Below are 26,593 nucleotides of genomic sequence, written 5' to 3' on the forward strand. Positions count from 1 at the left end.
GCGCCGAAGCAAGCTGCAGTGATCGGCTTGCCTGCACCGCGGCTTTCCCGTAAAATAGCCGTTCTTGGGCGATTAGCTCAGTGGTAGAGCATTGCCTTCACACGGCAAGGGTCGCAGGTTCGAACCCTGCATCGCCCACCAAGAAAAACCCCGCAGTCGCGGGGTTTTTTATTGCCGCTCGATCGGCAGTCCGAATTTCCACATCGAGCTGAGCTGCTCGGCCTCGGCGATCTCATCGGCATTCATGGACTTGGCCAGAAGATCACGCGGTTTGCTGGCCGGGTAGTGCCCGTTCATGATTGCCACGTTGTACCAGGCGTAGGCCAGCACCACATCGCGTTTGAGGCCTTCACCTTTGGCGTACATCTGACCCAGTTCGAACTGGGCGGCCATCTGCCCCTGCTGGGCCGCTTTGGTAAACCATTGCGCCGATTCGGTGATGCTGCGCGGAACGCCATCGCCTTTTTTCAGTTTCATGCCCAGATCGTACTGGCTGTCCTTGTCGCCCTGTTCGGCGCCCATCCGGTACCAGCGCAGGGCCTCCTGTTTGCTTTCCTTTACGCCCTGCCCGGAGGCGTACATGAAGCCGAGGGCGCTCTGTGAGTAGGCATTGCCGTTTTCGGCAGCTTTCTGGAACCACGTTGCGGCCTGCGCATAATCCTGGGCGGTATCCCGGCCACGGTAGTATTTGATGGCGAGGAACATCTGCGAGTTGGCGTGGCCCTGTTCGGCGGCACGGGTATACCAATACAGGGCCGCCTTCGGATCCCTCGGGGCCTTCTCGCCGGTGTCATACAGCAAGGCCAATTTGTACTGGGAGATCAAATGTCCCTGTTCGGCGGCTTTCTGGTACCACTGCATGGCCTCGGGAACATTCTCGGGTACACCTTTGCCTCCGTAATGCAATTGACCCACCTGGTATTGCGCCTCGGCATCTCCGGCAGTCGCTTTGGCGGTATAGGCGGCCATGAGCTTTTTATAGAGCTTTGCCGCTTCGCCGGCATCCTTGCGGACCCCGATGCCGTATTCGTACATATAGGCCAATTGCGCCTGTGCCGGGGCATAGTTCTTCTTTGCCAGCGGACTCAGGAGCTTGACGCTTTGCCCGTAATCCTGCCGGGCATAGGCCATCAGGGCCGCATCGAAATTGTCGGATGCGGCGTCAGGTGCGGCGATTGCCGTGACGGGAAGGGCCAGAGCCAAAAAAAGGGCAATGTATGCCCCGGGCGGTCTAAAGATCATGCGCGCATTTTACGCAAGCCCTTGAGGACAATTGTAAAGATTGCGTTCCGGAGCCGGAAATCCGGCTCCGGCATTCATGGCCTGCTCAGCTGATCTGATCGGCAGCGAAGCGGGCATCGAGGAAATCCATGGCATCCTGGACTTTCACGCGGGTCGCACGTTCGAAGGCATCGGCGGCGGCCTGTTCGTCATCCGCATCCAGCAAAAGGATCATCTGCGCGTGTTCGGCATGCACGATCGGCATGTTCGGTGCCAGCTTGAGTGCGGTCTTCATGTGTTCCTCAGCGGCTTTGCGTTTGGCGCCGTAAGTCAGGCCGGCAAGCGTACCGCCGACCTTGCTGACGATTTCGGCATGCCACAGTGCGCTCGCGAGGTGGGCCTCGGCATGCTTGGGATCGAGTTTCAGGCAGGTGTCCAGAGCCGTTTTGACTTTGCCGGCCAGTCCCATTTTCAGGGCTTTGGCAATGGACAGCCCTTGTCCGTAACGCCCGTATCCGAAAGCCATGCGGTAGTGGCTGTTGGCTTCCTTGGGCAACGCCAGTACGGCCTGTTCACCGATTTCAGCGGTCTCCTGGAAGCGGACGAGCTTATCGTCGTCTTTTTTGACCAGATATGTGGCGTGAATACCCAAGGCTTTGGCGGCAACGCTCGCGCCGACGGGGCCGAGAGCGATGCCTTGCTGATAGGCCTGCTCAAATTCACCGGCATGGAAGGCGCGCCAGGCGCTCTGCAGCTGCTCGGCGAGATCGGCGGCGGCGAGCCCTTTGGGGGCCGATTTGCCGGCTGATTTGATCAGCTGCGCCGCGCGTTTGTCATCCGGATAGGGTTCGCCGTCTCCAACATGCAAGGATTTCCAGGCTTTCGCCAAGGCCGGGCCATCGTAGAAAAAGGCCTTGTTCGGGCTGGGAAATACGGTCCATGCGGATTTTTTGGTGGCCATGCGGTGCTCCTAGGCGTGGGATTTCTGGGCGGCGGCAAAAGCCGCCAGCTGTTCGGGTGTGGCCTCGCGCTGGAATTTCGTTTTCCATTCGGAAAACGGCATGCCGTAAACGATGCTGCGCGCCTGTTCCTTGTCCATCGGCAGACCATGGGCTACGGCGGCTTCCTGATACCACTGCGAGAGGCAATTGCGGCAGAACCCGGCCAGAATCATGAGGTCGATGTTCTGGACATCGGGGCGGTCTTCCATCAGATGCTTGACCAGGCGCCGGAAAGCGGCGGCCTCCAGTTCGGTGTTCAATCGTTCGGTGTCCATCGGTTTTTTCCACTCCGGATGCGAGATAATAGCCTAACACCAGAACCGGACACGGATGGACCATGACGGCCAAAGTATTGGATGGTAAACGCATTGCCGACGCATTGCTGGATGATCTGGCGGAGCGGGTGCGTGCCCGTGTCGAGGCCGGACGGTCCCGTCCGGGCTTGGCCGTGGTTCTGGTCGGCAATGACCCGGCCTCGGGCGTATACGTCCGCAACAAACGACGCGCCTGCGAACGTGTCGGCATCCATGCCCATGATTACGATCTGCCTGCGGAAACCACGGATGCCGAGTTGGTCGATTTGATCGACCGCCTGAACGCCGATCCCCGAATCCACGGCATTCTGGTGCAGCTGCCTTTGCCGGACGGCAGAGACGGCACATGGCTGATCGACCGGATTGATCCCAACAAGGATGTCGATGGCTTCCATCCGACCAATGTCGGCCGCCTCGCATTGCGTCAGTTCGGTCTGCGGCCCTGCACGCCACGCGGCATCACAACCCTGCTGGCCTATACCGATCAGCCGGTGCGCGGCCGCAATGCCGTCATCGTCGGTGTCAGCAATCATGTCGGCCGTCCGATGGGCCTGGAGCTGCTGATTGCCGGCTGTACGGTAACCTCGTGCCACAAATTCACCCCGAAAGCCGTGCTGGAAGCCCATGTCCGGCAGGCCGACATCCTGGTGGTGGCGGTCGGCAAGCCGGCGATGATTCCCGGCGAGTGGATCAAGCCCGGGGCTGTGGTCATCGATGTCGGCATCAACCGCTTGGATGACGGGCGATTGTGCGGCGATGTCGAATACGCGGCCGCCGCCGAACGCGCCAGCTGGATTACGCCGGTGCCCGGCGGCGTCGGCCCGATGACCGTGGCCACACTCATGCAGAATACGCTGGAAGCCTGCGAATCCATCGACCGTTAAGCTGACGGGGGCACCCGCAATCGGGTATAATGGATTGCTTCACAAGCTCGGAGCTGTCCATGCTGCGCATTCTCGCTGAAGCCCTCACGTTCGATGACGTGTCCCTCGTTCCCGCGCACTCTTCGGTCCTGCCGAAAGACGTCCGTCTGGCCACACAACTGACCCGCAACATCCGCATCAATCTGCCGATCGTCTCGGCGGCGATGGACACCGTGACCGAAGCCCGTCTGGCCATCGCCATGGCCCAGCTCGGCGGCATCGGCATCCTGCACAAGAACATGAGTGCCGCCGAACAGGCCGCGCATGTGGCGATGGTCAAGAATTTCGAGGCCGGAGTCATCCGCGAGCCGTTCACCGTCGGTCCGGACACCACCATCGGCGAAGTACTGAAATTGACCCGGGCCCGCAACATTTCCGGCGTGCCGGTGGTCGATGGCGGCCAGCTGGTCGGCATCGTCACCAGCCGTGACATGCGCTTCGAGAAGAAGCTCGATGACCCGGTCCGCAACATCATGACCAAGAAAGACCGTCTGGTCACCGTGTCGGAAGGCGCCAGCGATGACGAAGTGCTGGCATTGATGCACAAGCACCGCATTGAAAAAGTACTGGTGGTCAACGACGGCTTCCAGCTGCGCGGACTGATTACCGTAAAAGACATCCAGAAGGCCCGCGACAATCCGAACGCCGCCAAGGACGCCAGCGAACAGCTGCTGGTCGGTGCCGCGGTCGGTGTCGGCGGCGATACCGAAGCCCGCGTTGAAGCACTGGTCCATGCCGGCGTCGATGTCATCGTAGTCGACACCGCGCATGGCCATTCCCAGGGCGTGCTCGAACGCGTGGCCTGGGTCAAGAAGCATTTCCCGAACGTGGATGTCATCGGCGGCAATATCGTCACCGCCGATGCCGCCCTGGCCTTGCTGGACCATGGCGCCGATGCGGTGAAAGTCGGCGTCGGTCCGGGCTCCATCTGCACCACGCGCATCGTGGCCGGTGTCGGCGTGCCGCAGATCACCGCGGTGTCGATGGTGGCGGAAGTCCTGAAGGGCCGCATTCCGCTGATCGCCGACGGCGGCATCCGTTATTCCGGCGACATCGCCAAGGCGCTGGCCGCCGGCGCGTCCAGCATCATGATCGGCGGCCTGTTCGCCGGCACCGAAGAGGCTCCCGGTGAAGTCGAACTGTTCCAGGGCCGCAGCTACAAGAGCTACCGCGGCATGGGTTCGCTCGGTGCGATGGAGCAGGGCAGCAAGGACCGCTATTTCCAGGATGCTTCCGATGCCGACAAACTGGTGCCGGAAGGGATTGAAGGCCGGGTCCCGTACCGTGGCCATCTGGGTTCGATCGTGCATCAGCTGGCCGGCGGCATCCGCGCCTCCATGGGTTATGTCGGCTGTGCCACCATCGAAGAAATGCGCACCAAACCGAAATTCGTACGCGTGACCAACGCCGGCACACGCGAAGCGCACGTGCACGACGTACAGATCACCAAAGAACCGCCGAATTACCGCGCAGGCTGAAATGACCGACATTCACAGTGACAAGATCCTCATCCTCGATTTCGGGGCGCAGTACACGCAGCTGATCGCCCGCCGCATCCGCGAGGCCGGGGTGTACTGCGAAATCTGGGCCTGGGACCACAATCCGGCCGACATCGCCGCCTTTGCGCCCAAAGGCATCATCCTGTCCGGCGGCCCGGAATCGACCACCGAGGCCGATTCGCCGCGTGCTCCCGACGAAGTATTCACGTTGAAAGTCCCGGTACTCGGCATCTGCTACGGCATGCAGACCCTGGCCATGCAGTTCGGCGGTTTGGTCGAATCCGGCCATCACCGTGAATTCGGGGCCGCCGTGGTCAAGATCGACCGGCCGTGCGCATTGCTTGACGGCCTGAACGACGCCACCGGCCAACCGCCGCGCTTGAACGTGTGGATGAGCCACGGCGACCGCGTCACCCGCGTGCCGGCTGGTTTCACCGTGACCGCCTCGACCGACACGGTGCCGATCGTGGCCATGGCCGATGAAGCCCGACGTTATTATGGTGTGCAGTTCCATCCGGAAGTCACCCATACCCGGTCCGGCGAAGCCCTGCTGGCGCGCTTCGTCAAGGACATTTGCGGCTGCCGCGCCTTGTGGACGGCTGCCAACATCATCGATGACCAGATTGCGCGCGTACAATCGCAGGTCGGCGAGGACGAAGTACTGCTCGGCCTGTCGGGCGGCGTTGATTCCTCGGTGGTCGCGGCCCTGCTGCACAAAGCCATCGGCACCAAACTCACCTGCGTATTCGTCGACACCGGCCTGCTGCGCTGGCAGGAAGGCGATCAGGTCATGGCCATGTTCGCCGAGCACATGGGCGTCAAGGTCATCCGGGTCAATGCGGCCGACCGCTATTTCGCCGCGCTAAAAGGCGTGGACGAACCCGAAGCCAAGCGCAAGATCATCGGCCGTCTGTTCGTGGAGATTTTCGAAGAAGAATCGGCCAAGCTCAGCAATGTGAAATGGCTGGCGCAGGGCACCATTTACCCGGATGTGATCGAGTCGGCCGGCAGCAAAACCGGCAAGGCGCATGTCATCAAGTCGCATCACAACGTCGGCGGCCTGCCCGAACACATGAAGCTCGGTCTGGTCGAACCCCTGCGCGAGCTGTTCAAGGACGAAGTCCGCCGCATTGGCGTTGAACTCGGACTGCCGCCGCACATGGTGTACCGCCACCCGTTCCCCGGTCCCGGGCTGGGTGTCCGCATTCTGGGCGAAGTCAAACCCGAGTTCGCCGAGCTGCTGGCCAAGGCCGATGCCATTTTCATCGATGAGTTGCGGCAATCCGGTTGGTACGACAAAACCTCGCAGGCCTTCGCGGTGTTTCTGCCGGTCAAATCGGTCGGCGTGGTCGGTGATGCCCGTGCTTACGAGTGGGTCATTGCCCTGCGTGCCGTGGAAACCGTGGACTTCATGACCGCCCATTGGGCGCATCTGCCCTACGAACTCTTGGGAACCGTTTCCAACCGTATTATCAATGAGTTGAAAGGCGTTTCTCGTGTGGTTTATGACATTTCCGGCAAGCCGCCGGCCACCATTGAATGGGAATGATGGCGGAATTCAATACGCAGGATACGGCTTGGATGACCCAAGCGCTGGCCCAGGCCGAGGCCGCCGAGGCCATGGATGAAGTCCCGGTAGGTGCGGTTCTGGTCAGCGCCGATGGCGTCCTGCTCGCCGCCGGCCATAACCGGACGGTATCGAATTCCGACCCCTGCGCCCATGCCGAAATCGAGGTATTGCGGGCCGCCGGCAAGGCCTTGGGGAATTACCGGCTGTTGGGGACCACCCTGTATGTCACCCTGGAACCCTGTGCCATGTGTGCCATGGCGCTCGTGCATGCGCGGGTCAAACGAGTGGTTTATGCCGCTGCAGACCCCAAAACCGGCGCCTGCGGTTCGGTCTTTGATGTTTTGAGCGATCCGCGCCATAACCACAAGGTCGAAGTGCAGGGCGGTTTGTGCGGCGAAGAGGCCGGCAGCCGGCTCAGCGCCTATTTCAAAGCCAAGCGCCGGACGGGTTAACGCATTTCTTCTTCGATTTCGGCCTCGAAGCTCTTCACCGAGGCCCACACTTCACGGCCCAGGTAAAAGGCGGCGCCGAACAGGAACAGCATGCCCGCCAGTCCGAAGCCCGTAGGCAGCAGCGAGAGGCGGTTGCCGCTGAAGGCATCCACGGCCAACGCCAGACTGGTCACGATGAAGCAGCCGAGCGCGCAGTACAGGAACAGGCAGGCGCGCAGCAGGAAGTTGCTGCGTTTGCGGTGGCGCAGAATCTGGTTTTCCAGCGAGGGCTGGTTGCGCGCGTTCTCATTCCACTTCCGGAGCAGGATGCGCAGACGGTCGACCACCCGGGCCAGCCGGTTATTGGCGGACAGCAAGAGCGAGCCGGTCGCCGCCATCAGCAAGGCCGGCGCCAGCATGGCGGTAAGAATCGAGTAGTGACTGCTGATTCCGGGTGTCATGGTCGGTGTCCGTCGGGATTTGTTACAGTATAAACACAGCCAAGGACCGCCTGATGACCGACGACCGTAAAAACCGCTTGATCTGGATCGATTGTGAAATGACCGGGCTGGTTCCGGAAGAAGACGATCTTCTGGAAATCGCCGTCGTCATCACCGATGCCGAATTGAACGTTCTGGCCCGAAGTCCGGAGTTCGCCATCCGCCATCCGCTGGCCACGCTGGAAGCCATGGATGACTGGAACCGCAACACCCACGGCAAGTCCGGGCTCTGGCAGCGCGTACTGGAAAGCCCCCATGACACCGCGCAGGCCGAGGCGCACATGCTGGCCTTCCTCGCCGAATGGGTGGATGCGAAAGCCTCGCCGATGTGCGGAAATACCATCTGCCAGGACCGCCGCTTTCTGGCACGGCTGATGCCGCGTCTGGAAGCTTATTTCCATTACCGGAACGTCGATGTATCGACCTTGAAGGAACTCTGCCGGCGCTGGAATGCGCCGCTATTGAACGGTTTCATCAAGAGCGGGGCGCATACGGCATTGGCCGACATCGAAGAGTCGGTGGCGGAACTGAAGTACTACCGCCAGTTCATGGGCCAACTGGGCGGCGCGGCAAACACGACGCCCTGAGCCTGCAAAGCCGCAACCTCAGCTGTCGGCTTTCAGTTTCGCCAAGCGCAGCCAGGTGTCGATGACGGTGTCCGGATTCAGCGAAACCGACTCGATGCCCTGCTGCAGCAGCCAATCGGCCAGATCCGGGTGATCGGAGGGGCCCTGGCCGCAGATGCCGATGTATTTGCCCTTGCGCCGTGCCGCTTCGATGGCCAATGACAGCAGCTTCTTGACCGCCGGATTGCGCTCGTCGAACAGGTGCGCCACGATGCCGGAGTCGCGGTCCAGTCCGAGCGTCAATTGCGTCAGGTCGTTGGAGCCGATCGAGAAACCGTCAAAAATGTCGAGGAATTCGTCGGCCAGCAGGGCGTTGGACGGCACTTCGCACATCATGATGACCTTGAGGCCATTCTCGCCGCGTTTCAGGCCGTTGGCTTCGAGGATATCGATGACCTTCCGGCCTTCCTCGAGGGTACGCACGAACGGAATCATGATCCAGCAATTGGTCAGGCCCATGTCTTCACGGACTTTCTTGACCGCGCGGCATTCCAGGGCGAAGCAGTCGCTGAAGCTGGGGTCGATGTAGCGGGAAGCGCCGCGGAAGCCGATCATCGGGTTTTCTTCGTGCGGCTCGTACTGCTCGCCGCCGATCAGATTGGCGTATTCGTTGGATTTGAAATCGGATAGGCGCACGATCACCGTTTCCGGGGCGAACGCGGCCGAGAGGGTGGCGATGCCTTCGGCCAGACGCTCGACATAGAACGCGACCGGATCGGCATAGCCGGCCATCAACGGACGGATCTGGGCTTTGACCGATTCCGGCTGGTTGTTGAAATCGAGCAGGGCTCTCGGATGCACGCCGATCTGGCGGGCAATGATGAACTCCAGGCGGGCCAGACCGATGCCTTGGTTCGGCAATTGGGCGAAGTCGAAAGCCCGTTCCGGATTCCCGACATTCATCATGATCTTCAAGGGCGCGGGCGGCATGTTGTCGAGGTCGGTGACGATTTTCTCGAAGGGCAGGATCCCGTTGTAGATGAAGCCGGTGTCGCCCTCGGCGCAGCTTACCGTGACCGGCGAACCGTCAGGGATGCGGTCCATGGCGTCGCCGCAGCCGACCACGGCCGGGACGCCGAGCTCACGCGCGATGATGGCGGCATGGCAGGTCCGGCCGCCACGGTTGGTGACAATGGCCGAAGCCCGTTTCATGATCGGTTCCCAGTCCGGATCGGTCATGTCGGCGACCAGAACATCGCCGGGCTGGAGCTTGTCCATTTCGGCAATGCTGCGGATGACGCGGGCCGCGCCGGCGCCGATCTTGTGACCGATGGAACGGCCTTCGACCAGTACTTCGCTTTTGCCGCCGAGATGGAAGCGCTCGATCTGGGTATGCTTGCCGCGGGATTTCACCGTTTCCGGACGGGCCTGAACGATATACAGCTTGCCGGTCACGCCGTCCTTGGCCCATTCGATGTCCATCGGACGCTGGTAATGCTCCTCGATCACCAGAGCCTGACGCGCCAGCTCCTCGACATCGGCATCGCTGATGCAGAAGCGGTTGCGGAGATCCTCCGGGGTCGGTTCATTGCGGACGCGCTCGCCGGCGTTTTCCGAATAGACCATGCGGATCTGTTTGCTGCCGAGGGTGCGGCGCAGAATGGCGTGCTTGCCTTGGCGCAGGGTCGGCTTGTAGACGTAGAACTCGTCCGGATTGACCGCGCCCTGCACGACGTTTTCGCCGAGACCGTAACTGGCGGTGATGAACACCGCATCGCGGAAGCCCGATTCGGTATCGAGCGTGAACAGCACGCCGGAGGATCCGATATCGGAACGCACCATCAGCTGAACGCCGGCCGAGAGGAACACATCTTCGTGCTTGAATCCGTGGTGGACGCGGTAGGCGATGGCGCGGTCGTTGTACAGCGAGGCGAACACCTCCTTGACCTTGGCGACCACATCCTCCACGCCGGTGACGTTCAGGAAGGTTTCCTGCTGGCCGGCAAAACTCGCGTCCGGCAGGTCTTCAGCCGTCGCCGAAGAACGGACGGCGACGGAGACCTCATCGGCGCCGGCACGACGGCACAGTTCGGCATAGGCTTCGCGGATGGCGGCATCGAGTGCCGGCTGCAGCGGGGCATCCATGACCCACTGGCGGATTTCACGGCCGACATCCATCAGGGTGCCGACATCATCGATGTCCAGGCCATCCAGACGATCGTAGATGCGCTGGGTCAGGGTATTGAAACGGATGAATTCCTCGAACGCATCGGCCGTGGTGGCGAAGCCGCCGGGCACCGAAACGCCGAGCTGGCCGAGGTGGCCGATCATTTCGCCGAGGGAGGAGTTTTTGCCGCCGACTTGCGCCAGATCGGAAAGACGGAGGTGGTCCAGCCAAAGTACCGGGGGGGTCAAAGCGCATCTCCTGGGCGAATTCAGAGCCGATATTATAGCCGAATGCAAACGTATGCATCCTGCATATTCCAAAGTTCACAATTGGGGCACAATAGGGCTTGCGACCCTCAGGAGCACGGCACGCATGCGACCCGTTTTCTACATATCGGACGGCACCGGCATCACCACCGAGACCATCGGCCACAGTGTACTGGCGCAGTTCCAGGGCGTGCAGTACAGCGCGCGGCGCATTCCCTTCGTCGACAGTATGGACAAGGCGATGCATGCCGCGGCGGTCATCGAGGCCGAACAGGAGCGCAGCGGGCACCGTGCACTGGTGTTCACCAGCCTGGTCGATCCGGCGGCAAGTGCCGTGATGGCCGATACCGGCGCCTTGATGATGGATGTCATCGGGCCGTTCGTGCACCCGCTCGAGCGCGAGCTCGGGGTAGGGCGTACGCCGAGGGTCGGCGGTGCGCATGCGCTGGTGGATTACAAGGCCTACGAAGAGCGCATCAATGCCACCAACTTCGCGCTGACCCATGATGACGGCATCAGCTACAACTATGCCAATGCCGATCTCATCCTCGTCGGCGTCTCGCGTTCCGGGAAAACGCCAACCTGCCTGTACATGGCGCTGCACTACGGGGTCAAAGCCGCCAATTATCCGCTGACTGAAGAGGATCTGCAGGGTGAAGGTCTGCCCAAACGTCTGCAGCCGTTCCGGCAGAAGCTTTTCGGATTGACCATCGATCCGGACCGGCTTCAGCAGATCCGACAGGAGCGCAAGCCCGGATCCAAGTACGCGACTTTAGCCCAATGCCAGCAGGAGGTGAAACGGGCGGAAGCCCTGTTCCGCAGCATCCGGCTGCCGCACCTTTCCACCACCAACATGTCGATTGAGGAGATTTCCAGCAAAATCCTCTCGCAGTTGGGTATCCAGAACCAGCTGTATTGATGCGCGGGCCTCTGAAACCGGCACTGTACGACCGGCTCAACCGGTTCACCTGGCTGATGGATCTCTATGCCGATAATTTCCTGCGCCTGCAGGAGTTGACCGTATTCGGGCGGCTGGAACCCGGCGTCTTCCTCTCGGAAGGTCAGGATGGCCTGCTTCTGAGGCTGGAGGTTCTGGCCCGTCACCAGTACACCCTCGAGCTCAAGTTGAGCTATACCCTGCATGACGATCATACCGGTGCCTTGGACCCCTCGGCCATGGTCCGGATCTACCTCGATTCCGCTCAGGCCGAGGTCAGTCACTGCTATATCGGCCGGCGTTGGCAGGATGTGCTGGGCATCCACCCGACGCCAGCCCAGATGGTGTCCCATCGGCTGCGCATGAATGGCTTTCTCAACAAGTGGCTGCAGTACCTCAAACAGCAGAATCACGGGCAGGACAGCTGGCAGCCGGAATCGGCATGCATGCCATTCACCGGAAATTAATGTTTTTTCCTTGGCAGGCTTGACGCTCCCTGAAAACCTCCCTATAATTTCACTTCTCACAGCACGTGGGGCTATAGCTCAGCTGGGAGAGCGCTTGCATGGCATGCAAGAGGTCATCGGTTCGATCCCGATTAGCTCCACCAATGTGACCGTTTTTATAGGCTGCTGTCCCCATCGTCTAGAGGCCTAGGACATTACCCTTTCACGGTAGCGACCGGGGTTCGAATCCCCGTGGGGACGCCACAAAATAGAAGACCCGCCGCAAGGCGGGTTTTTTATTGCCCGGATCCAGAGTTTGAAAACTGTAAACTCTCTGTGAACTCGACGATGGCTCCGGAACGGATTCCTGTCTGCGTCGTATCATTGGACTCTAATCAAGGGAGAGTCGGTATGGGCAGGTTATTTGCAATTGGCGCCATGATCCTGTTTCTGATGATGGCAGCAACTCCGGCCGGAGCTGCAAGTTTCGATTGTGCCAAGGCCACAAGGCCGCAGGAAAAACTCATCTGCGCCAGTCCTGAAGTGAGCCGTCTCGATGCATCAATGGCCGTAGCCTACAAGGCGCTTCTGCAGCGCCTTTCCCCCGAAGCACAGAATGAGGTCCGTCGCGGCCAACGCGAGTGGCTGGCGTACTGGCCGGACTCCTGCCGCGATCAGGCAGCCCCCTTGAATCCTACAAACAAGAACACCCAGGACTGCGCGGCCGCGCGGTACAAGGATCGCATCGCGCTGTTTGACGGACCGGACGATGTTACCGGCGACATTCCGCTGTACCTCGTCAGCACTTATCGCATCCGCCCCTCCGATGGCGGGGTGGAATGGATTAAATACGCCCAGAACGTCACCTATTTCCCGGCAGTCGATCTGGGGCAGGTCGCCCATGAAAAGAAAAATCTCGCGGCTCTGATCGATCGCTGGCTGCGCAAGGAAATGGATGTTTCAGCCAATGCCGATGATGCGGCTTCCGATTCCGAAACCGGTAAGCGATTCATCGAGAGCCTGCCCATGCTACTGAGCACGGGAACATCGACCTATTTCTACGGACATGGGGCCGCCCACCCGGTAAGCGCGTACAGTACGCAGCACTTTTTCCTCCCCAAGGCGCGCCCGCTTCTGGCGAGCGATATATTCCAAGGCAGCCAGTGGCAGGATGGCCTGACAGCCCTTGTCGAAAGCCGGCTGCAGAAGGAGCTCGGTGATGCCTACTATATTGAATCCCGTGCAGACCTCAGGAAGCTGGCCATCGATCCATCGCACTGGCAATTCAATACCGACGGAATGACCATTGCTTTCAATCCGTACGAAGTGGCGCCCTATGCCGCAGGAGCCCCTAGCGTGAATCTGCCATGGGCCACGCTTATGCCATGGTTGGACCCACAGGTCCGTAGCGCGGTTGCACGCCATTGAGTCCCTAAACTGTGACCTGACTGTGAACTCTTCGCACACTGTGCACTCATTCACGTTTTTCAGAGCCAGTGCGAATTTTATCTATGTATTCCATGGCATGGTATTGCTAGTATCTCTGTATGCAGATAACGATTCGCAAGAAAAGTATCATTAACAGCATTCCCCTTCGATACTTTACGGCCTTATCCCTGGGTCTCGCTTCGATGGCGGCTTCCTATGTTTTCGGCGGTCCTTACGACAAAGCCCCGTTTCTTTATGCCATTCCCATGGTTGCGATCAGTCTCTATCTGACAGGCCTTTATCCGGCCATGCTTATGGTCGCAGTGACGGTTATCATCGGCTATATCTGGCTGTTGGTGCCTTATGGATATATCGGTTTCAAGCCGATGGCGGCGAATCGGGTCGCGGTCTATCTCCTGTTCGCGGCATTGCTGATGATCCTTTATGTCCTGGTCAGGCGTGCGGAAGCGCGCGACAGGCAGTCCTACCTGCGTCTGATCATGGATCAGACCGAATTCGTATGCCGGTGCATGCCCAATGGACGTTTGATATACGTCAACGAGGTCTTCTGCCACTACTTCAACAAGACCGAGTCCGAACTGATCGGCAGCACGTGGTTTCCCGGCATGTGGCAAAGTCGGCTGCTCGAGGTCCGCCAAAAACTCGATGCGCTCTCCCCGGAGAGCCCGACGGTCAAGATAGAAGACCGTGTGCTGACAGCCGACGGCAGCCCACGCTGGGCGGAGTTTCTCGTACGCGGACATTTCGATGACGGCGGCAAGCTGGCTGAAATACAGTATGTCGGACACGACATCACTGCACTCAAGCAGACGGAACGGGAGCTGTCGAGCACCATTGCGTTGCAGAATGCCATGCTCGATAACAATCTGGTGGGAATCGCCAAGGTCCATAAGCGAAAAATCGTCTGGCACAACAAAGAACTCATCCGTATTCTCGGTCTACCCGATGCGAACTATGCCGGCCAGGAAACTCGGGTACTCTTTTCTGACGATGCCTCATACGGAAAGTTGGTCGAAGAAGCGTATCCGGTGCTCAGAGCGCATGGTGTATACCGTAATGAGATTAAAGGCCTTCATATCACAACCGGAAAGGACATCTGGATTAGCGTCAACGGAGTGATGATGCCGGATAACGATGGTATTTCCTTCTGGATGTTCCTGGACGTGACTGACAGCAAGGAAAAGCTTGAGGCGGCGCAGGATTTCGCCAATCATGACGCCCTGACCGGACTTCCCAACCGTCGTCTGTTGGAGGATCGATTGCAGCAGGCGCTTTCATATGGAGCCAGGACAGCAAGCATGGTCGCCGTTTGTAGCGTGGACCTCGACGGCCTCAAACCCACCAACGACCAATATGGCCATCAAGTCGGTGATCTGCTGCTTAAGGCTGCTGCAGACCGTATGCTTGCTAATGTTCGCCCCTATGACACCGTAGCCCGCTTGGGCGGTGATGAGTTTGTTTTCCTGCTGAGCAACCTGCAGGATAAGACAGACTGTCAAACGGGCATTGAACGGATACTGGTTGCCTTGCAAAAGCCGCTTGTTCTGGACGGCTACGAGCCCATTCCAATGAGCGCCAGCATCGGCGTGGCCATTTTTCCGAATCACGCCAGCGGTCGCGAGGCCTTGCTCAACCAGTCGGATTTTGCGATGTATCAGGCGAAAAATGCCGGCGGCGGTCGTTATTGCTTTTACGATCCGGCCATGGGCTATTCCGTCTAGGGAGCGTCGGGCTCTGATCGCGCCACCTTGCTGGTAACGGTCAGATCCGCCGTGACATTGCCCAGCGTGGCGAAGATGTCGGGAATCATGTCGACCGCCACCAGCAGGCCCAGCGGCTCCACCGGCAGGCCGGCGGCCTGCACGACCGGAAGGTTGGTGCCCATGAAGATGGCTTGGCCGGGCAGTCCGACCGAGCCGATGGAAATCACCACGGACAGCGCCACGCAGGTGGCCAGAGTCATCAGCGGAAGATCGATGCCATACGCCCAGGCGATGAAAGACACGACGCCGAGGTACTGGATCGGGCTGGTAATCCGGAACAGGGATACCGCCAAAGGCAGCACCAGACCGCTCACGCGTCGCGGATAATCCAGTTTACCGGCACTCTCGACCATGGCCGGCAAGGTGGCCACCGAGGATTGCGTGCTCATCGCCACCACCTGCGCCGGCAGGATGGCCCGTGCATAGCGCAACAATGGCTCGCCGTTGCCGATGCGGGCCACGCCGTAAAGCATGGCGGTTATTCCAAGATAAAGCACGCACAGCATGCCGATGTAAATGCCGAGCGCCTGGATGACGCTGCCACCGGCTTGGGTGCTGATCGGCAGGATCAGGGCGAATACACCGACCGGTCCGACCCACAGGATCCAATGCACCATCTGGATGACGGTGTCGGCAATCCCCTGGAAAAACCCGACGATGAGCTGGCGTCGCTCCATCTGGATTTGCGTCAGTGCGAATGCGAACAGCAGTGTAAATGCCACCAGCGGCACGATGGCCCCGGCGACGGCGGCGGAAAAGACGTTGGTCGGAATAAGGGTAGTGGTCCAGTCACCGGCAGCCGGCGGCAGCGCCGGGCTTGCTGCCGATTTCAGCACCGCCATCAATTCCGGGTTATGTGCCATGAAGCCCAGCAGGAACGGCGCCGCGATGGCGGTGGCCGAGCCCGCCAGAAACAGCAGGCTGACGATCCAGATCAGGGCCCGTTTCGCGATCCTTCCGGAGGTGGCGATATCGTTGGCCTGGTTGATGCCGACCACCAACAAGGACACCACCAGCGGAACGATGCTCATCTGCAGGGCATTCAGCCACAGTTTGCCGAGGGGTTGAGCCACTGCTGTTACCGGCAAAACCGCCTCGGGTACGAACCGGCTCAATCCGATACCGGTCAATACACCGAGGAGCAAACCCAGAAATACGCGTGTCGAGGCAGTCATTTTCATTGATTCAGGCTCAGGTCGGGCAATTGCCACGGGGTTTTAAGGCGATGGTATTCGGCCTCCGGCAAAAGCACGAACACCGGGTTGCGGGCGTGATTCAGCCAAAGCAGCAGGCGGTCCATGTCGGATTCGGTCATTGCGGTACAGCCGGCTGTGGCGCTGCCCGGACTGCGCCATAGATGGGCGAATATGCAACTGCCGCCTTTGGCCTGGTTTTCCGGATTATGGGTGATGACAAAGCCCTTGTTATAGAGATGGTCGCCGCTGTGGATGTCGCGGCGCATGGGCTCGCTGGAGCCCGCAATGGCTTCAGGCCCGACATCGCGGACGGATACGATGCGATTATAAAGCGGGGAGGCGTTGACATCGATGCACCAGTCATCGGCCGTCATCTGCCGGTAATCCAAACCGGTTGGCAGGGATGGGGCTTGACCGAAAGCCATGCCGATTTGGAAGACTCCCGCCGGCGCTTTGCCATCGCCTTCGACCTTGCCCGGACCTTCTCCGGGGGATTCATGCAGACCCAGCCCCCAGCCCGCGCCGTTTTTTCCGGTGCTGACCGGAAAGGCGATTTCTGCGGCATGCCACTGCCCATTCCGGCGCTCAAAGGTCTGTAGGCGGCCGTTCGGCGCCTGCCAATCCGGTGCAATGACCAGCACCATCTGGGTGCCTTCGGCGACCCATGGCAATGGAGCGATGTCTTTGCCTGCAACGGGCAGACACAGCGACAGCAGCAGCGGGAATAGGATTTTACGCATCATTCAAACCAGGTGATGTTGGCGGGCGCATGTATGCCCAATCCGGAGCGTCCGGATACCGATATGACAGCATCATCGAAGTGCACGTTGCCGTCAATCGGATCAAAACTGCCCAGACTGGGGCCGTCAAGATCAATGCGCGTGATGACGTCGCATCGGGCGATGGCGAGATGCGCGGCGGCGGCGGCACTGATCGCACCCTCCAGCATGCAGCCCATCATGCATTCCATGTTGTGCCCGGCGCAGAAATCGGCAATGGCCATGGCATTGGAAAGACCGCCGGCCTTCATCAGCTTGATGTTGATGATATCGGCCGCCGAGGCCGCATGCAGTGCCTTGACTTGGTCCAGGTTGAATGCACTTTCATCCGCCATCAGCGGAATGCGTGAGCGCGAAGCCCGGATGGCCTGCATACCTGCCATGTCGCCAGCGGGAACAGGCTGTTCGATGAGATCGAAGTCCAGACCGGCGGCATCCAGGGTCCGGAGTACGGCAATGGTCTGGTCGGCGCTCCAGCCCTGATTGGCATCGATGCGCAGAATCGCCCGCCCGGCGACGGCATGATGGATGGCCCGCAGCCGGTCCACATCCTCCTCCGGTTGCTTGCCGACTTTGATTTTAAGGGCCGTAAAGCCGCGGCCGATGGCCGTTTCGCAATCGGCAATCATCGTAGCGGTGTCATTGACGCTGATGGTCAGATCGGTCGTCAGCCGGGGTATGCCGCCGCCAAGCGCCGCATAAAGGGGCAGGGCACGTGATTGGGCATACAGATCGTACAGCGCGATTTCGGCGGCCGCTTTGGCACTGGTGTTTTTCGGTAGGGCGTTCTGGACAATTGCGCAATTGACCGCGATGTCCCGGACATCGCGGCCGACCAATGCCGGACCGAGTCTGTTTTGCAGGGCATAAAGAATGCCGTCGAGACTGTCGCCGGTAATCGCCACCGTTGGCGGTGCCTCTCCGTAACCGAAAAAGCCGCAGTCCGTTTCAAACCGGATGACGGCATCCTCGATGGATTCCACCGTCCGCAATGCGGTCTTGAAGGGCGTGCGCAAGGGTATGCGCAACAGACCCGTTCTGAACGTGCGGATGCGCATGCTCAGCCGCCTTCCGGAAAAATGCGCTGAACCGCACTGATGGCGTCGATGTACGATTTTCCGGGTCCGATGGCCATGGCCGACAAGGGAGTGACTGCGACCCCGTTGGTCGGCAGGCGTTGGAAGCGGCCGCCGATAACGACCCCGCTGTTCTGCGAATCATGAATGACCCAAGGCCCCTGGCGGTCTTGGCCGACGACCAGCATGACATGGCCGGGTATAAACACCAAATCACCGATACGCAGCTCACGGACCTGCTCGATCCGCTGCGCCGGAGTCATCTGTGAAGTGAACGCGATTCGCCGGTAATTCTGCATACGCTGCTGTTCGCCGGTATTGCGCGGCAGAACGATGCCGAGGGATCGATATATTTCAGAAACGAATCCGCTGCAGTCACGCCCGTTGTAATCATGTCCCCAACCATAGCGTTCACCGATGAACTTGAAGCTCTGGCGAATCAAGTTGCCCTGTGTGGCCGCAAATGGCGCATCGGCCGTGTCGGCCGAGCGTGCAATGAGAACAGGCTTGAAATGCAGCAGGCCATTGTCCAGCCGGAGCGGGAAATCGACGACCCATGCGCCCAGACTGCCCTGGCCATTGACCGGTTTCGACAATGGCCAATCGGTGCGCAGCGGCAGACTGCTGCCCATGTCCAGAACCTGCTCGGAAATCTGGGGCGAATCCGGCTGGAATACGGTCCGGATCTGGCTGCCGGTGACATGACGGCGGGGCTGTTTTCGGACATGCGCCATCACGACCTGTCGGGAGGCGAGACCGACCGCATCCGCCTTCACCCAAGCGGCGTAGTTTTCCGATTGCACGAACAGCCACTGCCTGTCTTTGGATTCATGCAGGACGGCCACCGGCGATCCCGGGAAAACGGCGGATTCCTGCAGGCGGTCGATGTCGATGCCGCCTTTACCGTCGAAGGCGCGCCGGTCGGTCGGAAATCGGCGGAGTGCGCTGCGCTTGACGATCATCCCGAACAGGCGGTCATCGGCATCCTGGATGTTTTCAAGGTCCAGATTATCCTGCCAGGCATCGATTTCTTCGGAAGAGACCTGGATATCCGCCGTTTTGTACAGGACAGTGGCCGGTCGTTTCGACAGGGCTTCGATGCGCTGTCGAATGGCAGCGGCCGGAACGCGGTCCGGCCAGGTTTGCCAGTCGGCCATGCCGGGTTCGGTGGCCAAAAGCCGCCGGTTGCCGTCCTGTATCGCGGCCGGCTGGAGCAGAACACGGTCGGCCTGAGGTGTGCGCTTGAGCCAATAATCGGCAGTTTGTTTTTCGGCGTTCAATCCGATCGCATTCCAGTCCGGTTCCTGCGGCTCGTAGCCCCATGAAACCGGAGCAATGACCATCAGCAGGACGACAAGGGCAGGGCGGAACCGGAACACGTTCAAACTCCCATCATCTGGAAAATGCGGGCCAACAGCAGACCGCCGCCGGTTCCGAGTAGATAACCCAGCATGGCGAGCAATACGCCGACCGGTGCCAGCACCGGGGAATAGGTTGCCGCCAGCAAGGGCGCCGAGGCAACGCCGCCTATATTGGCCAGTGACGCAATACCACACAGGGCCAGATCGAATTTGAAAAGCCGCGCGGCCGCAAGCATCAATAATGCATGGATGCCTAGCACCAGAAAACCGCAGAGGATGTAAAGCGGAGCCTGGCCCATGCCGGAAAAATCGGCGCCGGAGGCCAATGCCGCAACGACGACGGCAAGCAGCGCGTTGGACACCGCCATCGAACCGGCCAGACGCCGCAAGGGGGTGAATGAAGCTGCCAATCCGAGGCCCGTGGCCAGCATCATGGTCCAGGAACCCGTGCTGAGCACCGGTGAGGCCGGCAGCGCCGCTGCCATGGCATGCGAGGCATTGCCGACCAGCAGCCCCAGGCCGAGCCATATCAGAACCAGTCCACTGTCCGGCGGTCGACCGGCGTCGTCCCCGGTGCGGACCGAGGACGCCAGCATGTCAGCCATGACGACCGAACGGTTCCGTTGATTGAAACGTGTTTGCAAGGGCACGCTGGCAAAAAGCACGAGTACCCAGACGGCGTAGCAGAGCGCATCGGTAATCAGGGCGTTGGCCATGGATTCCGGACGGATGCCGACCGCCTGGGATACGGCCACCATGTTGGCCGTTCCGCCGATCCAACCGCCGGAAACCGACGACAGGACCTGCCATGAATCTGCGGGAAGCCAGCCGCGCAGCAGGGCGAACACGGCGAGAAAGGCCAGAAGTATGGACACGGCGGCGCAAGCGAACCCGAGCAGAATCCGGGGGCCGAGTGCAAGGATGGCCTTCATGTCGCAATTGACCAAAAGCAGGAACATCAGCGCCGGCAACAGCCAATCGAGAATCTGTTTGCGTGCGGCGGCCATTTCGGCATCGGCCTGCCAGAACCCGGCAACCGACAGGGCGGTGACGGCGAGATAGGTCAGGACAATCGGCGGCAGAACCCTGAAAATCCGCCATGCCATCCGTTTTTCGAGAAACGGAAACAGACCGGCGCAGAGCAGTAGCAGTCCGACATAAGCCCAGGCGCTTTGGATCATCGGATTGGTCCGTACCGGAAGTTATTCTGCATGACGACAGTATAATCAGAAAGCCACCCTGCCAAGGCATGCCGCATGAAACCCGTTGCCGTATTTCTCCTGATGATTTCCGCGTGGGTCGCTTCGGCCGCAGACCGATCGCCACTGGCCGATGTCCGCCGTTATGCGCCTTCGATCCAGTTGGACATGCGTTATGCCACGGCACGCAACTTCACCGGTAGACCGGTCACGGGCTATATGGCCGCCAAATGCCTGCTGCATGCACCGGCGGCACGGGCTCTGGCAGCGGCAGAAGCCGCATTGCGGAGCAGGGGATTCGGATTGATCATCTACGACTGTTACCGGCCGCAGCGGGCGGTCGCCGATTTCATGGCCTGGGCCAAGGCGCCCGATGATCCGGTGAGCAAATCCACGTATTACCCGGATCTCGATAAATCGCGTCTGGTCCCGGATTACATTGCCGAAAAATCGGGGCATAGCAAGGGGGCGACAGCAGATATCGGTCTTCTGGATTGCAGCGCAGGGCAATGCCGTGAGGTGGATATGGGCACCCCGTTTGATTTTTTCGGAACGCAGGCCAATACCGACTGGCCAGGGGCAAGCCCGGCCCAGAAAGCGTCACGCAAGCTGCTGCTTGAAGCGATGGCGGCACAGGGGTTCGTCAATTATCCGTTGGAATGGTGGCACTTCACCTGGAAGGCCGGCACGCTGCCGGACGAAGCTTATGATTTTCCAATCGAGTAGTGCTGCAGTTCGGCGGATTCGATGATGCGCAGGCCCTGATCGTCGGACAAGGCGGCTTCATGCATCACGGCAGCAACGGTGGTGGTTTTCACAGGCCGGTATTTCGCCGGAATCAGGCGCGCCATATGCCCGCCAACCCATAATCCGAATTCCTCGCCGTAGCGACGTTCCGGCCGTGGCCCGCCATCTAGCAAGGACGGACGGATCACCGTTAGCGCATTGAAATTCAGGGCAATCAACCCGGCTTCGGCTTGACCTTTGACGTTCAGATAGAAATTCCGTGAGCCTGCATCCGCGCCCAGTGAAGAATTCAGGACGAAACGAGGGCATCCGGCTTCCCGTAACAACCGGGCGCTGGCCAAGATATAGTCAAAATCGACCTTTCTGAAAGCCTCCTGACTGCCGGCCAATTTGAGCGTTGTCCCAAGGGCGCAAACAGCTGCATCGGCAGCCCACCAGTCGGCTTTCGGCAAGGCTTCGAAATCAACCACGGGGTTCAGCAGTTTCGGATGCGCAGGCAAAGCCCGCCGTGTAGGCGCGATCACGCGGGAAATCCGGGGATCGTTTAGGGCCAATTTCAGGGACTGTGAACCGACCAGTCCGGTTGAACCCAGAATCAGCAGGGTAAAGCTCGTGGAATAGGGTTGCATCACAATAGGGGCCGTTTTAGGGGTTCTCTTAGTTAGTGTTGCCGGTATTTCATCTTTACTTACATAATATACATTATGCGAAGTTATAGAATCAGGTTATAACGGTAATTTCATCAAATCAAGGCGTTGCCACCTTACCCTCACCGCTGTTTGCAGCGCATACCAGGCATTCCGGATCAGGCCGCATTTGCGTTTCGTGGGTGCTCATGGACAGTAAATCGATATGCAGCAAGCGGCCCACAAGTGATCTGCCGATGCCCAGGATGTGCTTTAACGCTTCTGATGCCTGCAAAACGCCGATCAAGCCAGGTGTAACGCCCATGACGCCGGCTTCTGTGCAATTGGGGGCGTCTGGTCCTTCACCCGATTCCGGAAACAGGCAGCGATAACAGAGCCCGCGGCCGCCTGGAACTGATGCATTGAATAGGCTGACCTGCCCCTCGAAGCGGTGAACGGCGCCATACACCCAAGGTATGCCCAGACGTGCGCAGGCGTCTGAAAGGGCGTATCTTGTTTTGAAATTATCAGTAGCATCAATAACTAAATCGATATCTTTAAGGTAATTACTGACATTGCTATCCGTTATTCGATCTGCATGGATTTCGATACAGATCGTAGGATTTAAATCATTTAAGGTGCTTTTAGCTGAAATTACCTTGCTTTGACCGATATTGATGTTTTTATGCAGAATTTGCCGTTGCAGGTTGCTTAAATCGACCAGATCGTCATCCACAAGGGTAAGATGCCCGATTCCAGCGGCCGCCAGATAAAAAGCGCAGGGTGACCCGAGGCCACCGGCCCCGACAATCAGAACACGGGCGCGGGCCAGTTTCAACTGCCCTTCCCGCCCCACATTGGGCAGAGTCATCTGCCGGGCGTAACGGCGATCGAAGTCGTTGACAAGATAGGGGGTAACCGGCAACCCGTCGGCAATCCAGGCCTGGGTTCCGCCAAGTACTGAATACAGCGCGGTGTACCCTTGCCGCATCAGTTCGGCTGCGCAGGCCGACGATCGCTTGCCGCCGGCACAGATCAAAACAGCCGCCTGCCCGAAGGATTCCAGATGGTGGCAGGCTTGGGACTCGAGCTCGCCTTTGGATACCGGTTTGGCACCTTCGGCCATGCCAGTGGCCCATTCCTCGGGTTCGCGGACATCGATGAAAAGGCAGCCGTTCCGTTGCAGTTCGCGGGCCTGGGCCGGGGAAATGTCCGTGACCGCCATGGGCTTATTTATTCCGTTTGTGATGCCGGATCAAGCGCTTGCGTTTCTCAAGCTGGCGGTCGGTCAGTACGTTTTTCTTGCCTTCGTACGGATTTTCACCGTCTTTGAAAACGAAACGGATCGGGGTGCCGACCAGCTTGAACCGCTTCCTGAAAAAGTTTTCCAGATAACGGCGGTAACTGTCCGGCAGGGTTTTCAGGCGGTTACCGTGCACGATGAAGGTCGGTGGGTTGGTGTCACCGGGATGCCCATACTTCATTTTGGCGACATGGCCACGCACCACCGGTGGCGGGAACGCCGCATAGGCGATTTCGATGGCTTTGGTGACTTCGGCCGTGCTGAACACCCGGGTCGCGCTGTCATACGCCTTGTGGATGGCTTTGAACAGCTCCGCCATGCCGGTGCCGTGTTTGGCGGAAATGGTCACAATCGGCGCCCATGTACAGAACGAAAGCTTCCGTTCAAGCAATGATTTGGTCTGCTCGCGCTGGTAATTGCTCTGGTTGTCCCATTTATTGACAGCGATGACCAGCGCCCTGCCCGCTTCCAGGACATGACCGAGTACCGTGGCGTCCTGTTCGGTAACGCCCTCCCCGGCATCCAGCATGACCACGGCGACCTGGCAATCTTGGATCGACTGCAGGGTTTTGAATACGGAAAACTTCTCCACCGCTTCTTCGATCTTGCCACGTCGGCGCAGACCGGCGGTGTCGATCAGCCGGTAGTCGCGACCATCGCGTTCCAGATCAACGGAAATGGAGTCCCGCGTCGTACCCGGCACATCGGAGGCGATGACCCTCTCCTCACCGAGCAGGCGGTTGACCAGGGTGGATTTGCCGACATTCGGACGTCCGATGAAGGCCAGTCGCAAGGCCCCGTCGTCCTGAACCGGCTCTTCGGGTTGGCGTTCGGGCAAAAGCCTGCCCAGCAGTTCCAGCAACTCCGGCACACCCCGTTGATGGGCGGCGGACATCGGCAGCACCTGCGCGAATCCGAATTTGGCGAAATCATGGATGGCGTCTTCGGTATTTTTACCGTCCGTTTTGTTGATGGCCAGCACCATCGGTTTGCCGAGCTTGCGCAGACCGGCAAGAATGTCGAAATCGAGCACTTCCGGTCCGGATTTGGCATCGACCACGAATACGATGACCGCAGCTTCCGCTGCGGCTTGCCAGCTCTGCTTTGCTGTAGCGCCGGCCAGGCCTTCGTCATCGCCGGAAAGTCCGCCGGTATCGCAGACAATGAAAGGGCGATCCGGATTCAACCGGCAAATGCCGTAATGGCGGTCACGGGTAACCCCGGGCTCGTCATGCACGAGTGCGTCACGGGTGCGTGTCAGACCGTTGAATAGGGTGGACTTGCCCACATTGGGACGCCCGACCAAAGCCACCATATCCAGCATGTTTATTGCGCCAGGCTGAACGCGGACAATTGACCGTCGACGTTTTGAACGAAAAGGGTGCCGTCATCGGAAACGACCGGACTGCCGCGCACGCCGCCACCGACTTTGACCCGGCCCTTGATATCGCCGGTTGCCGAATCCAGCCAATGCACATAGCCTTCCCGGTCGGCGACGACGATGTAGGCGCCCTGCACGACCGGCGTGGTTACCCCACGGCGCAGAAAGGCCGCCTGTTTCCAGAGATCGGAACCACTGGTGCGATCAAGCGCCCATAATCCGCTGTCGCGGTCGGCAACGATGATGCGATCGGACAGCAGCGCAACACCGGCGTACCCGCCGATATCACGGACCCAGATCGGTTGCCCGTTGTTCAGGGCGATGGCCATGGTGGAATTATGATACGAACTGGCGAAGACCTCCCGGTCCCCGACTTGGATTTCGCCGTCGATGTCCGACATCCGGTCGATTTCGGTGCGGCCGTCCGGTTTGGCGACCAGCTGCTCCCAGACGCGCTGGCCGTCCTGTTGGCGCAGGGCAATCAGCGTGCCGTCTTCGTAGCCGACAAAAATAAGGCCAGGGCCGAGCACCGGCGACCCGTTGCCGCGCACGCTCAGCGAAGGCAGGCCACGGTCGAATTGCCAGCGCTTCTCGCCGGTCGACAGATCAAGCCCGATGACCTTGCCGTCATTGGCGCGCACGATCACGGTATCGAAGGTGATTAGCGGCGCGCTGATGACCGAAGAACTGACCATGGTCTTCCAGAGAATGGCACCGTCCGCGGCATTAAATGCGAATACTTCGCCATTGCGGCCGCCGAGGGCAACCAGACCGGAGTAAACCGCCGGTCCACCGGTGAGGGCGAATGGCTGTGTCGGCTTCTGCCAGAACTTCCAACCGCCGGATGCCGCTTCCTTGTTGGGAGTGGCTTTCCATTTGATCTTACCCGTCGCCTTGTCGATCGCAACCAGCTGATTGGCGGCGTCGGCAGCATAAACGGTATCCCCGTCGACGACCGGTTTTTGACGGATGGCGAGCTCCGCTTCGCCCTGCCCGACCGAAACCGACCAGAGTTTGCGGATCGCGATCGGACTGGCGATATCGGTCAGTTCGGCCGCTGCGGTTGCTTTCTCCTTGTCCGACTTGAATATGCCGGTGACGGTCGAGCACGCCGTCAGTACCGACAAAGCGGCGGATAGAGCGATCAGTTTGCGGACCATCAGCGGATCTCCTGGGGTTTGTCGGCGTTGCCGCCGGCATCGGTGAGTTTCATTTCAATCAGACCGCGCGAACCGGCGTCCGGGCTGAGCTTCTGCAGGGCATCCCGGTAGAACGTCGCCGCCGCATCCCGCTTACCCTGCGCCATGGCCACGTCGCCCTTGAGTTCGGCCAGTGTTGCCGGATACGCTTTGGCAACGATGGCATCAGCGGCTTTACCGGCTTCCGCAGTCTTGCCCTGTGAAAAAAGCAGTTGCGCTTTGCGGATTTTCACCAGCTCGCGGTTCTGGTCGGTCAGCGCGGCGCTTTCGGCCTTGCTGAGCGCGGCAGCGGCAAGGTCGAATTTGCCCTGATCAGCCTGTATCTTGGCCAGTCGCAATGCGGCCAGAAAGGCAAAGTCGGAGTCGGCATAATTGACAATGATGGCCTCGCCGAGGACGACTGCTTTGGCGATGTCCGGCTTGTCGATGGCCTGAACGAACATATGGTACTGGCTGCCCGCTTCCTGGGACTGCTGGGCTTGACGGCCCTGCCACCAATGCCAGCCGCTGATGCCTGCAATGATCAGCAGGATCCCGGTCAGGAGGTTCGAGCCGTTCTTCAACAGCCATTGTTTGACGCGTTCGCTCTGTTCGTGTTCGTCGTATTGGTCGGACAAAATCTTCGTTTCTTGGTTCGTGATGGTGGGGAGCGGAACGGAATCGGCGGCGGCCG

General features: G+C 59.8%; 25 protein-coding genes and 3 tRNA genes. 13 read left to right on the forward strand and 15 right to left on the reverse strand.

What is annotated here, in order from left to right; genetic code table 11:
* Positions 1-66 precede the first annotated feature (66 nt).
* A tRNA-Val gene (locus tag Q0W88_RS04680) sits at positions 67-141 on the forward strand.
* Between the two features lie 27 nt (positions 142-168).
* On the opposite strand, the gene Q0W88_RS04685 is transcribed toward Q0W88_RS04680, so the two are convergent.
* The 3 genes from Q0W88_RS04685 to Q0W88_RS04695 all read right to left on the reverse strand — a co-directional run bounded on the left by Q0W88_RS04685 (position 169) and on the right by Q0W88_RS04695 (position 2,497).
* A complete protein-coding gene (locus Q0W88_RS04685; RefSeq protein WP_297800578.1) occupies positions 169-1,203 on the reverse strand; it encodes an SEL1-like repeat protein in 1,035 nt (344 codons plus the stop codon).
* Between the two features lie 124 nt (positions 1,204-1,327).
* The gene (locus Q0W88_RS04690) at positions 1,328-2,182 is read right to left on the reverse strand and encodes a hypothetical protein (protein ID WP_297800580.1); all 855 of its coding nucleotides are present in this window, start codon (positions 2,180-2,182) and stop codon (positions 1,328-1,330) included.
* Between the two features lie 9 nt (positions 2,183-2,191).
* Entirely contained in the window at positions 2,192-2,497 is a 306-nt protein-coding gene (locus Q0W88_RS04695; RefSeq protein ID WP_297800582.1) for a DUF1244 domain-containing protein, read from the reverse strand.
* 62 nt (positions 2,498-2,559) lie between these two features.
* Here Q0W88_RS04695 and folD point away from each other — a divergent pair, with 62 nt between their 5' ends.
* The 4 genes from folD to tadA are packed head-to-tail and all read left to right on the forward strand — an operon-like array spanning position 2,560 to position 6,980.
* A complete protein-coding gene (gene folD / locus Q0W88_RS04700) occupies positions 2,560-3,420 on the forward strand; it encodes a bifunctional methylenetetrahydrofolate dehydrogenase/methenyltetrahydrofolate cyclohydrolase FolD (protein WP_297800584.1) in 861 nt (286 codons plus the stop codon).
* Between the two features lie 59 nt (positions 3,421-3,479).
* Entirely contained in the window at positions 3,480-4,937 is a 1,458-nt protein-coding gene (gene guaB / locus Q0W88_RS04705; RefSeq protein ID WP_297800586.1) for an IMP dehydrogenase, read from the forward strand.
* A 1-nt stretch (position 4,938) separates the two neighbouring features.
* Positions 4,939-6,507 (forward strand): glutamine-hydrolyzing GMP synthase, encoded by a 1,569-nt coding sequence (gene guaA / locus Q0W88_RS04710; protein ID WP_297800588.1) that lies wholly within the window; start codon positions 4,939-4,941, stop codon positions 6,505-6,507.
* Positions 6,504-6,980 (forward strand): tRNA adenosine(34) deaminase TadA, encoded by a 477-nt coding sequence (tadA, locus tag Q0W88_RS04715; protein ID WP_297800590.1) that lies wholly within the window; start codon positions 6,504-6,506, stop codon positions 6,978-6,980. Before guaA ends, tadA begins: the two co-directional genes overlap by 4 nt.
* Here tadA and Q0W88_RS04720 read toward each other — a convergent pair.
* Entirely contained in the window at positions 6,977-7,420 is a 444-nt protein-coding gene (locus tag Q0W88_RS04720) for a DUF2721 domain-containing protein (RefSeq protein ID WP_297800592.1), read from the reverse strand. The two genes, tadA and Q0W88_RS04720, sit on opposite strands and share 4 nt — an antisense overlap.
* 53 nt (positions 7,421-7,473) lie before the next feature.
* On the opposite strand from Q0W88_RS04720, the gene orn reads away from it, so the two are divergent.
* Complete coding sequence (orn, locus tag Q0W88_RS04725; protein ID WP_297800594.1) at positions 7,474-8,046, forward strand: oligoribonuclease; 573 nt, start codon at positions 7,474-7,476, stop codon at positions 8,044-8,046.
* A gap of 18 nt (positions 8,047-8,064) precedes the next feature.
* Here orn and ppsA read toward each other — a convergent pair whose 3' ends face one another.
* Complete coding sequence (gene ppsA / locus Q0W88_RS04730) at positions 8,065-10,440, reverse strand: phosphoenolpyruvate synthase (RefSeq protein WP_297800596.1); 2,376 nt, start codon at positions 10,438-10,440, stop codon at positions 8,065-8,067.
* Positions 10,441-10,564: 124 nt separating this feature from the next.
* Between ppsA and Q0W88_RS04735 the strand changes: the two genes are divergently transcribed.
* From Q0W88_RS04735 to Q0W88_RS04760, 6 genes are all read left to right on the forward strand, one after another.
* On the forward strand, positions 10,565-11,377 hold the full coding sequence (locus Q0W88_RS04735) for a pyruvate, water dikinase regulatory protein (RefSeq protein WP_297800598.1): 813 nt from the start codon (positions 10,565-10,567) through the stop codon (positions 11,375-11,377).
* Positions 11,377-11,862 carry a DUF1249 domain-containing protein gene (locus Q0W88_RS04740; protein WP_297800601.1) on the forward strand — a complete coding sequence of 162 codons (486 nt, stop codon included), beginning with the start codon at positions 11,377-11,379 and terminating at the stop codon, positions 11,860-11,862. Before Q0W88_RS04735 ends, Q0W88_RS04740 begins: the two co-directional genes overlap by 1 nt.
* Before the next feature lie 67 nt (positions 11,863-11,929).
* Positions 11,930-12,005, forward strand: a tRNA-Ala gene (locus Q0W88_RS04745).
* Positions 12,006-12,029: 24 nt separating this feature from the next.
* Positions 12,030-12,105, forward strand: a tRNA-Glu gene (locus tag Q0W88_RS04750).
* A gap of 174 nt (positions 12,106-12,279) precedes the next feature.
* Positions 12,280-13,269: a DUF3298 domain-containing protein gene (locus Q0W88_RS04755; protein WP_297800603.1), complete on the forward strand. Its 990-nt coding sequence runs from the start codon at positions 12,280-12,282 to the stop codon at positions 13,267-13,269.
* A 119-nt stretch (positions 13,270-13,388) separates the two neighbouring features.
* Positions 13,389-15,011 carry a diguanylate cyclase gene (locus tag Q0W88_RS04760; protein ID WP_297800606.1) on the forward strand — a complete coding sequence of 541 codons (1,623 nt, stop codon included), beginning with the start codon at positions 13,389-13,391 and terminating at the stop codon, positions 15,009-15,011.
* Here the strand turns inward: Q0W88_RS04760 and Q0W88_RS04765 are convergent.
* The 5 genes from Q0W88_RS04765 to Q0W88_RS04785 are packed head-to-tail and all read right to left on the reverse strand — an operon-like array spanning position 15,008 to position 20,646.
* A complete protein-coding gene (locus tag Q0W88_RS04765) occupies positions 15,008-16,234 on the reverse strand; it encodes a cation:dicarboxylase symporter family transporter (protein ID WP_343212531.1) in 1,227 nt (408 codons plus the stop codon). The two genes, Q0W88_RS04760 and Q0W88_RS04765, sit on opposite strands and share 4 nt — an antisense overlap.
* A complete protein-coding gene (locus tag Q0W88_RS04770; RefSeq protein WP_297800607.1) occupies positions 16,231-16,989 on the reverse strand; it encodes a L,D-transpeptidase family protein in 759 nt (252 codons plus the stop codon). Before Q0W88_RS04770 ends, Q0W88_RS04765 begins: the two co-directional genes overlap by 4 nt.
* On the reverse strand, positions 16,989-18,086 hold the full coding sequence (locus tag Q0W88_RS04775; protein WP_297800609.1) for a dipeptide epimerase: 1,098 nt from the start codon (positions 18,084-18,086) through the stop codon (positions 16,989-16,991). The genes Q0W88_RS04770 and Q0W88_RS04775 overlap by 1 nt, the downstream gene beginning before the upstream one ends.
* Positions 18,087-18,088: 2 nt before the next feature.
* Entirely contained in the window at positions 18,089-19,483 is a 1,395-nt protein-coding gene (locus Q0W88_RS04780; protein WP_297800611.1) for an SH3 domain-containing protein, read from the reverse strand.
* Positions 19,484-19,485: 2 nt separating this feature from the next.
* Positions 19,486-20,646 (reverse strand): DUF819 family protein, encoded by a 1,161-nt coding sequence (locus Q0W88_RS04785; RefSeq protein ID WP_297800613.1) that lies wholly within the window; start codon positions 20,644-20,646, stop codon positions 19,486-19,488.
* Between the two features lie 75 nt (positions 20,647-20,721).
* On the opposite strand from Q0W88_RS04785, the gene Q0W88_RS04790 reads away from it, so the two are divergent.
* Positions 20,722-21,390 carry a M15 family metallopeptidase gene (locus Q0W88_RS04790; protein WP_297800615.1) on the forward strand — a complete coding sequence of 223 codons (669 nt, stop codon included), beginning with the start codon at positions 20,722-20,724 and terminating at the stop codon, positions 21,388-21,390.
* On the opposite strand, the gene Q0W88_RS04795 is transcribed toward Q0W88_RS04790, so the two are convergent.
* The 5 genes from Q0W88_RS04795 to Q0W88_RS04815 all read right to left on the reverse strand — a co-directional run.
* Positions 21,369-21,881: an NAD-dependent dehydratase gene (locus Q0W88_RS04795; protein WP_297800617.1), complete on the reverse strand. Its 513-nt coding sequence runs from the start codon at positions 21,879-21,881 to the stop codon at positions 21,369-21,371. The genes Q0W88_RS04790 and Q0W88_RS04795 overlap by 22 nt on opposite strands.
* Before the next feature lie 277 nt (positions 21,882-22,158).
* Entirely contained in the window at positions 22,159-23,262 is a 1,104-nt protein-coding gene (gene moeB, locus Q0W88_RS04800) for a molybdopterin-synthase adenylyltransferase MoeB (RefSeq protein ID WP_297800620.1), read from the reverse strand.
* A gap of 4 nt (positions 23,263-23,266) precedes the next feature.
* On the reverse strand, positions 23,267-24,664 hold the full coding sequence (gene der, locus Q0W88_RS04805) for a ribosome biogenesis GTPase Der (protein WP_297800624.1): 1,398 nt from the start codon (positions 24,662-24,664) through the stop codon (positions 23,267-23,269).
* Positions 24,665-24,666: 2 nt separating this feature from the next.
* Positions 24,667-25,881 carry an outer membrane protein assembly factor BamB gene (bamB, locus tag Q0W88_RS04810; protein WP_297800626.1) on the reverse strand — a complete coding sequence of 405 codons (1,215 nt, stop codon included), beginning with the start codon at positions 25,879-25,881 and terminating at the stop codon, positions 24,667-24,669.
* Positions 25,881-26,593: tetratricopeptide repeat protein (locus Q0W88_RS04815; protein WP_297800629.1), on the reverse strand; the 713-nt coding region annotated here is incomplete at its 5' end. The genes Q0W88_RS04815 and bamB, both read right to left, overlap by 1 nt.

Origin of the sequence: Arenimonas sp. GDDSR-1 (genome assembly GCF_025980345.1) — a bacterium.
Lineage (GTDB): Bacteria > Pseudomonadota > Gammaproteobacteria > Xanthomonadales > Xanthomonadaceae > Arenimonas.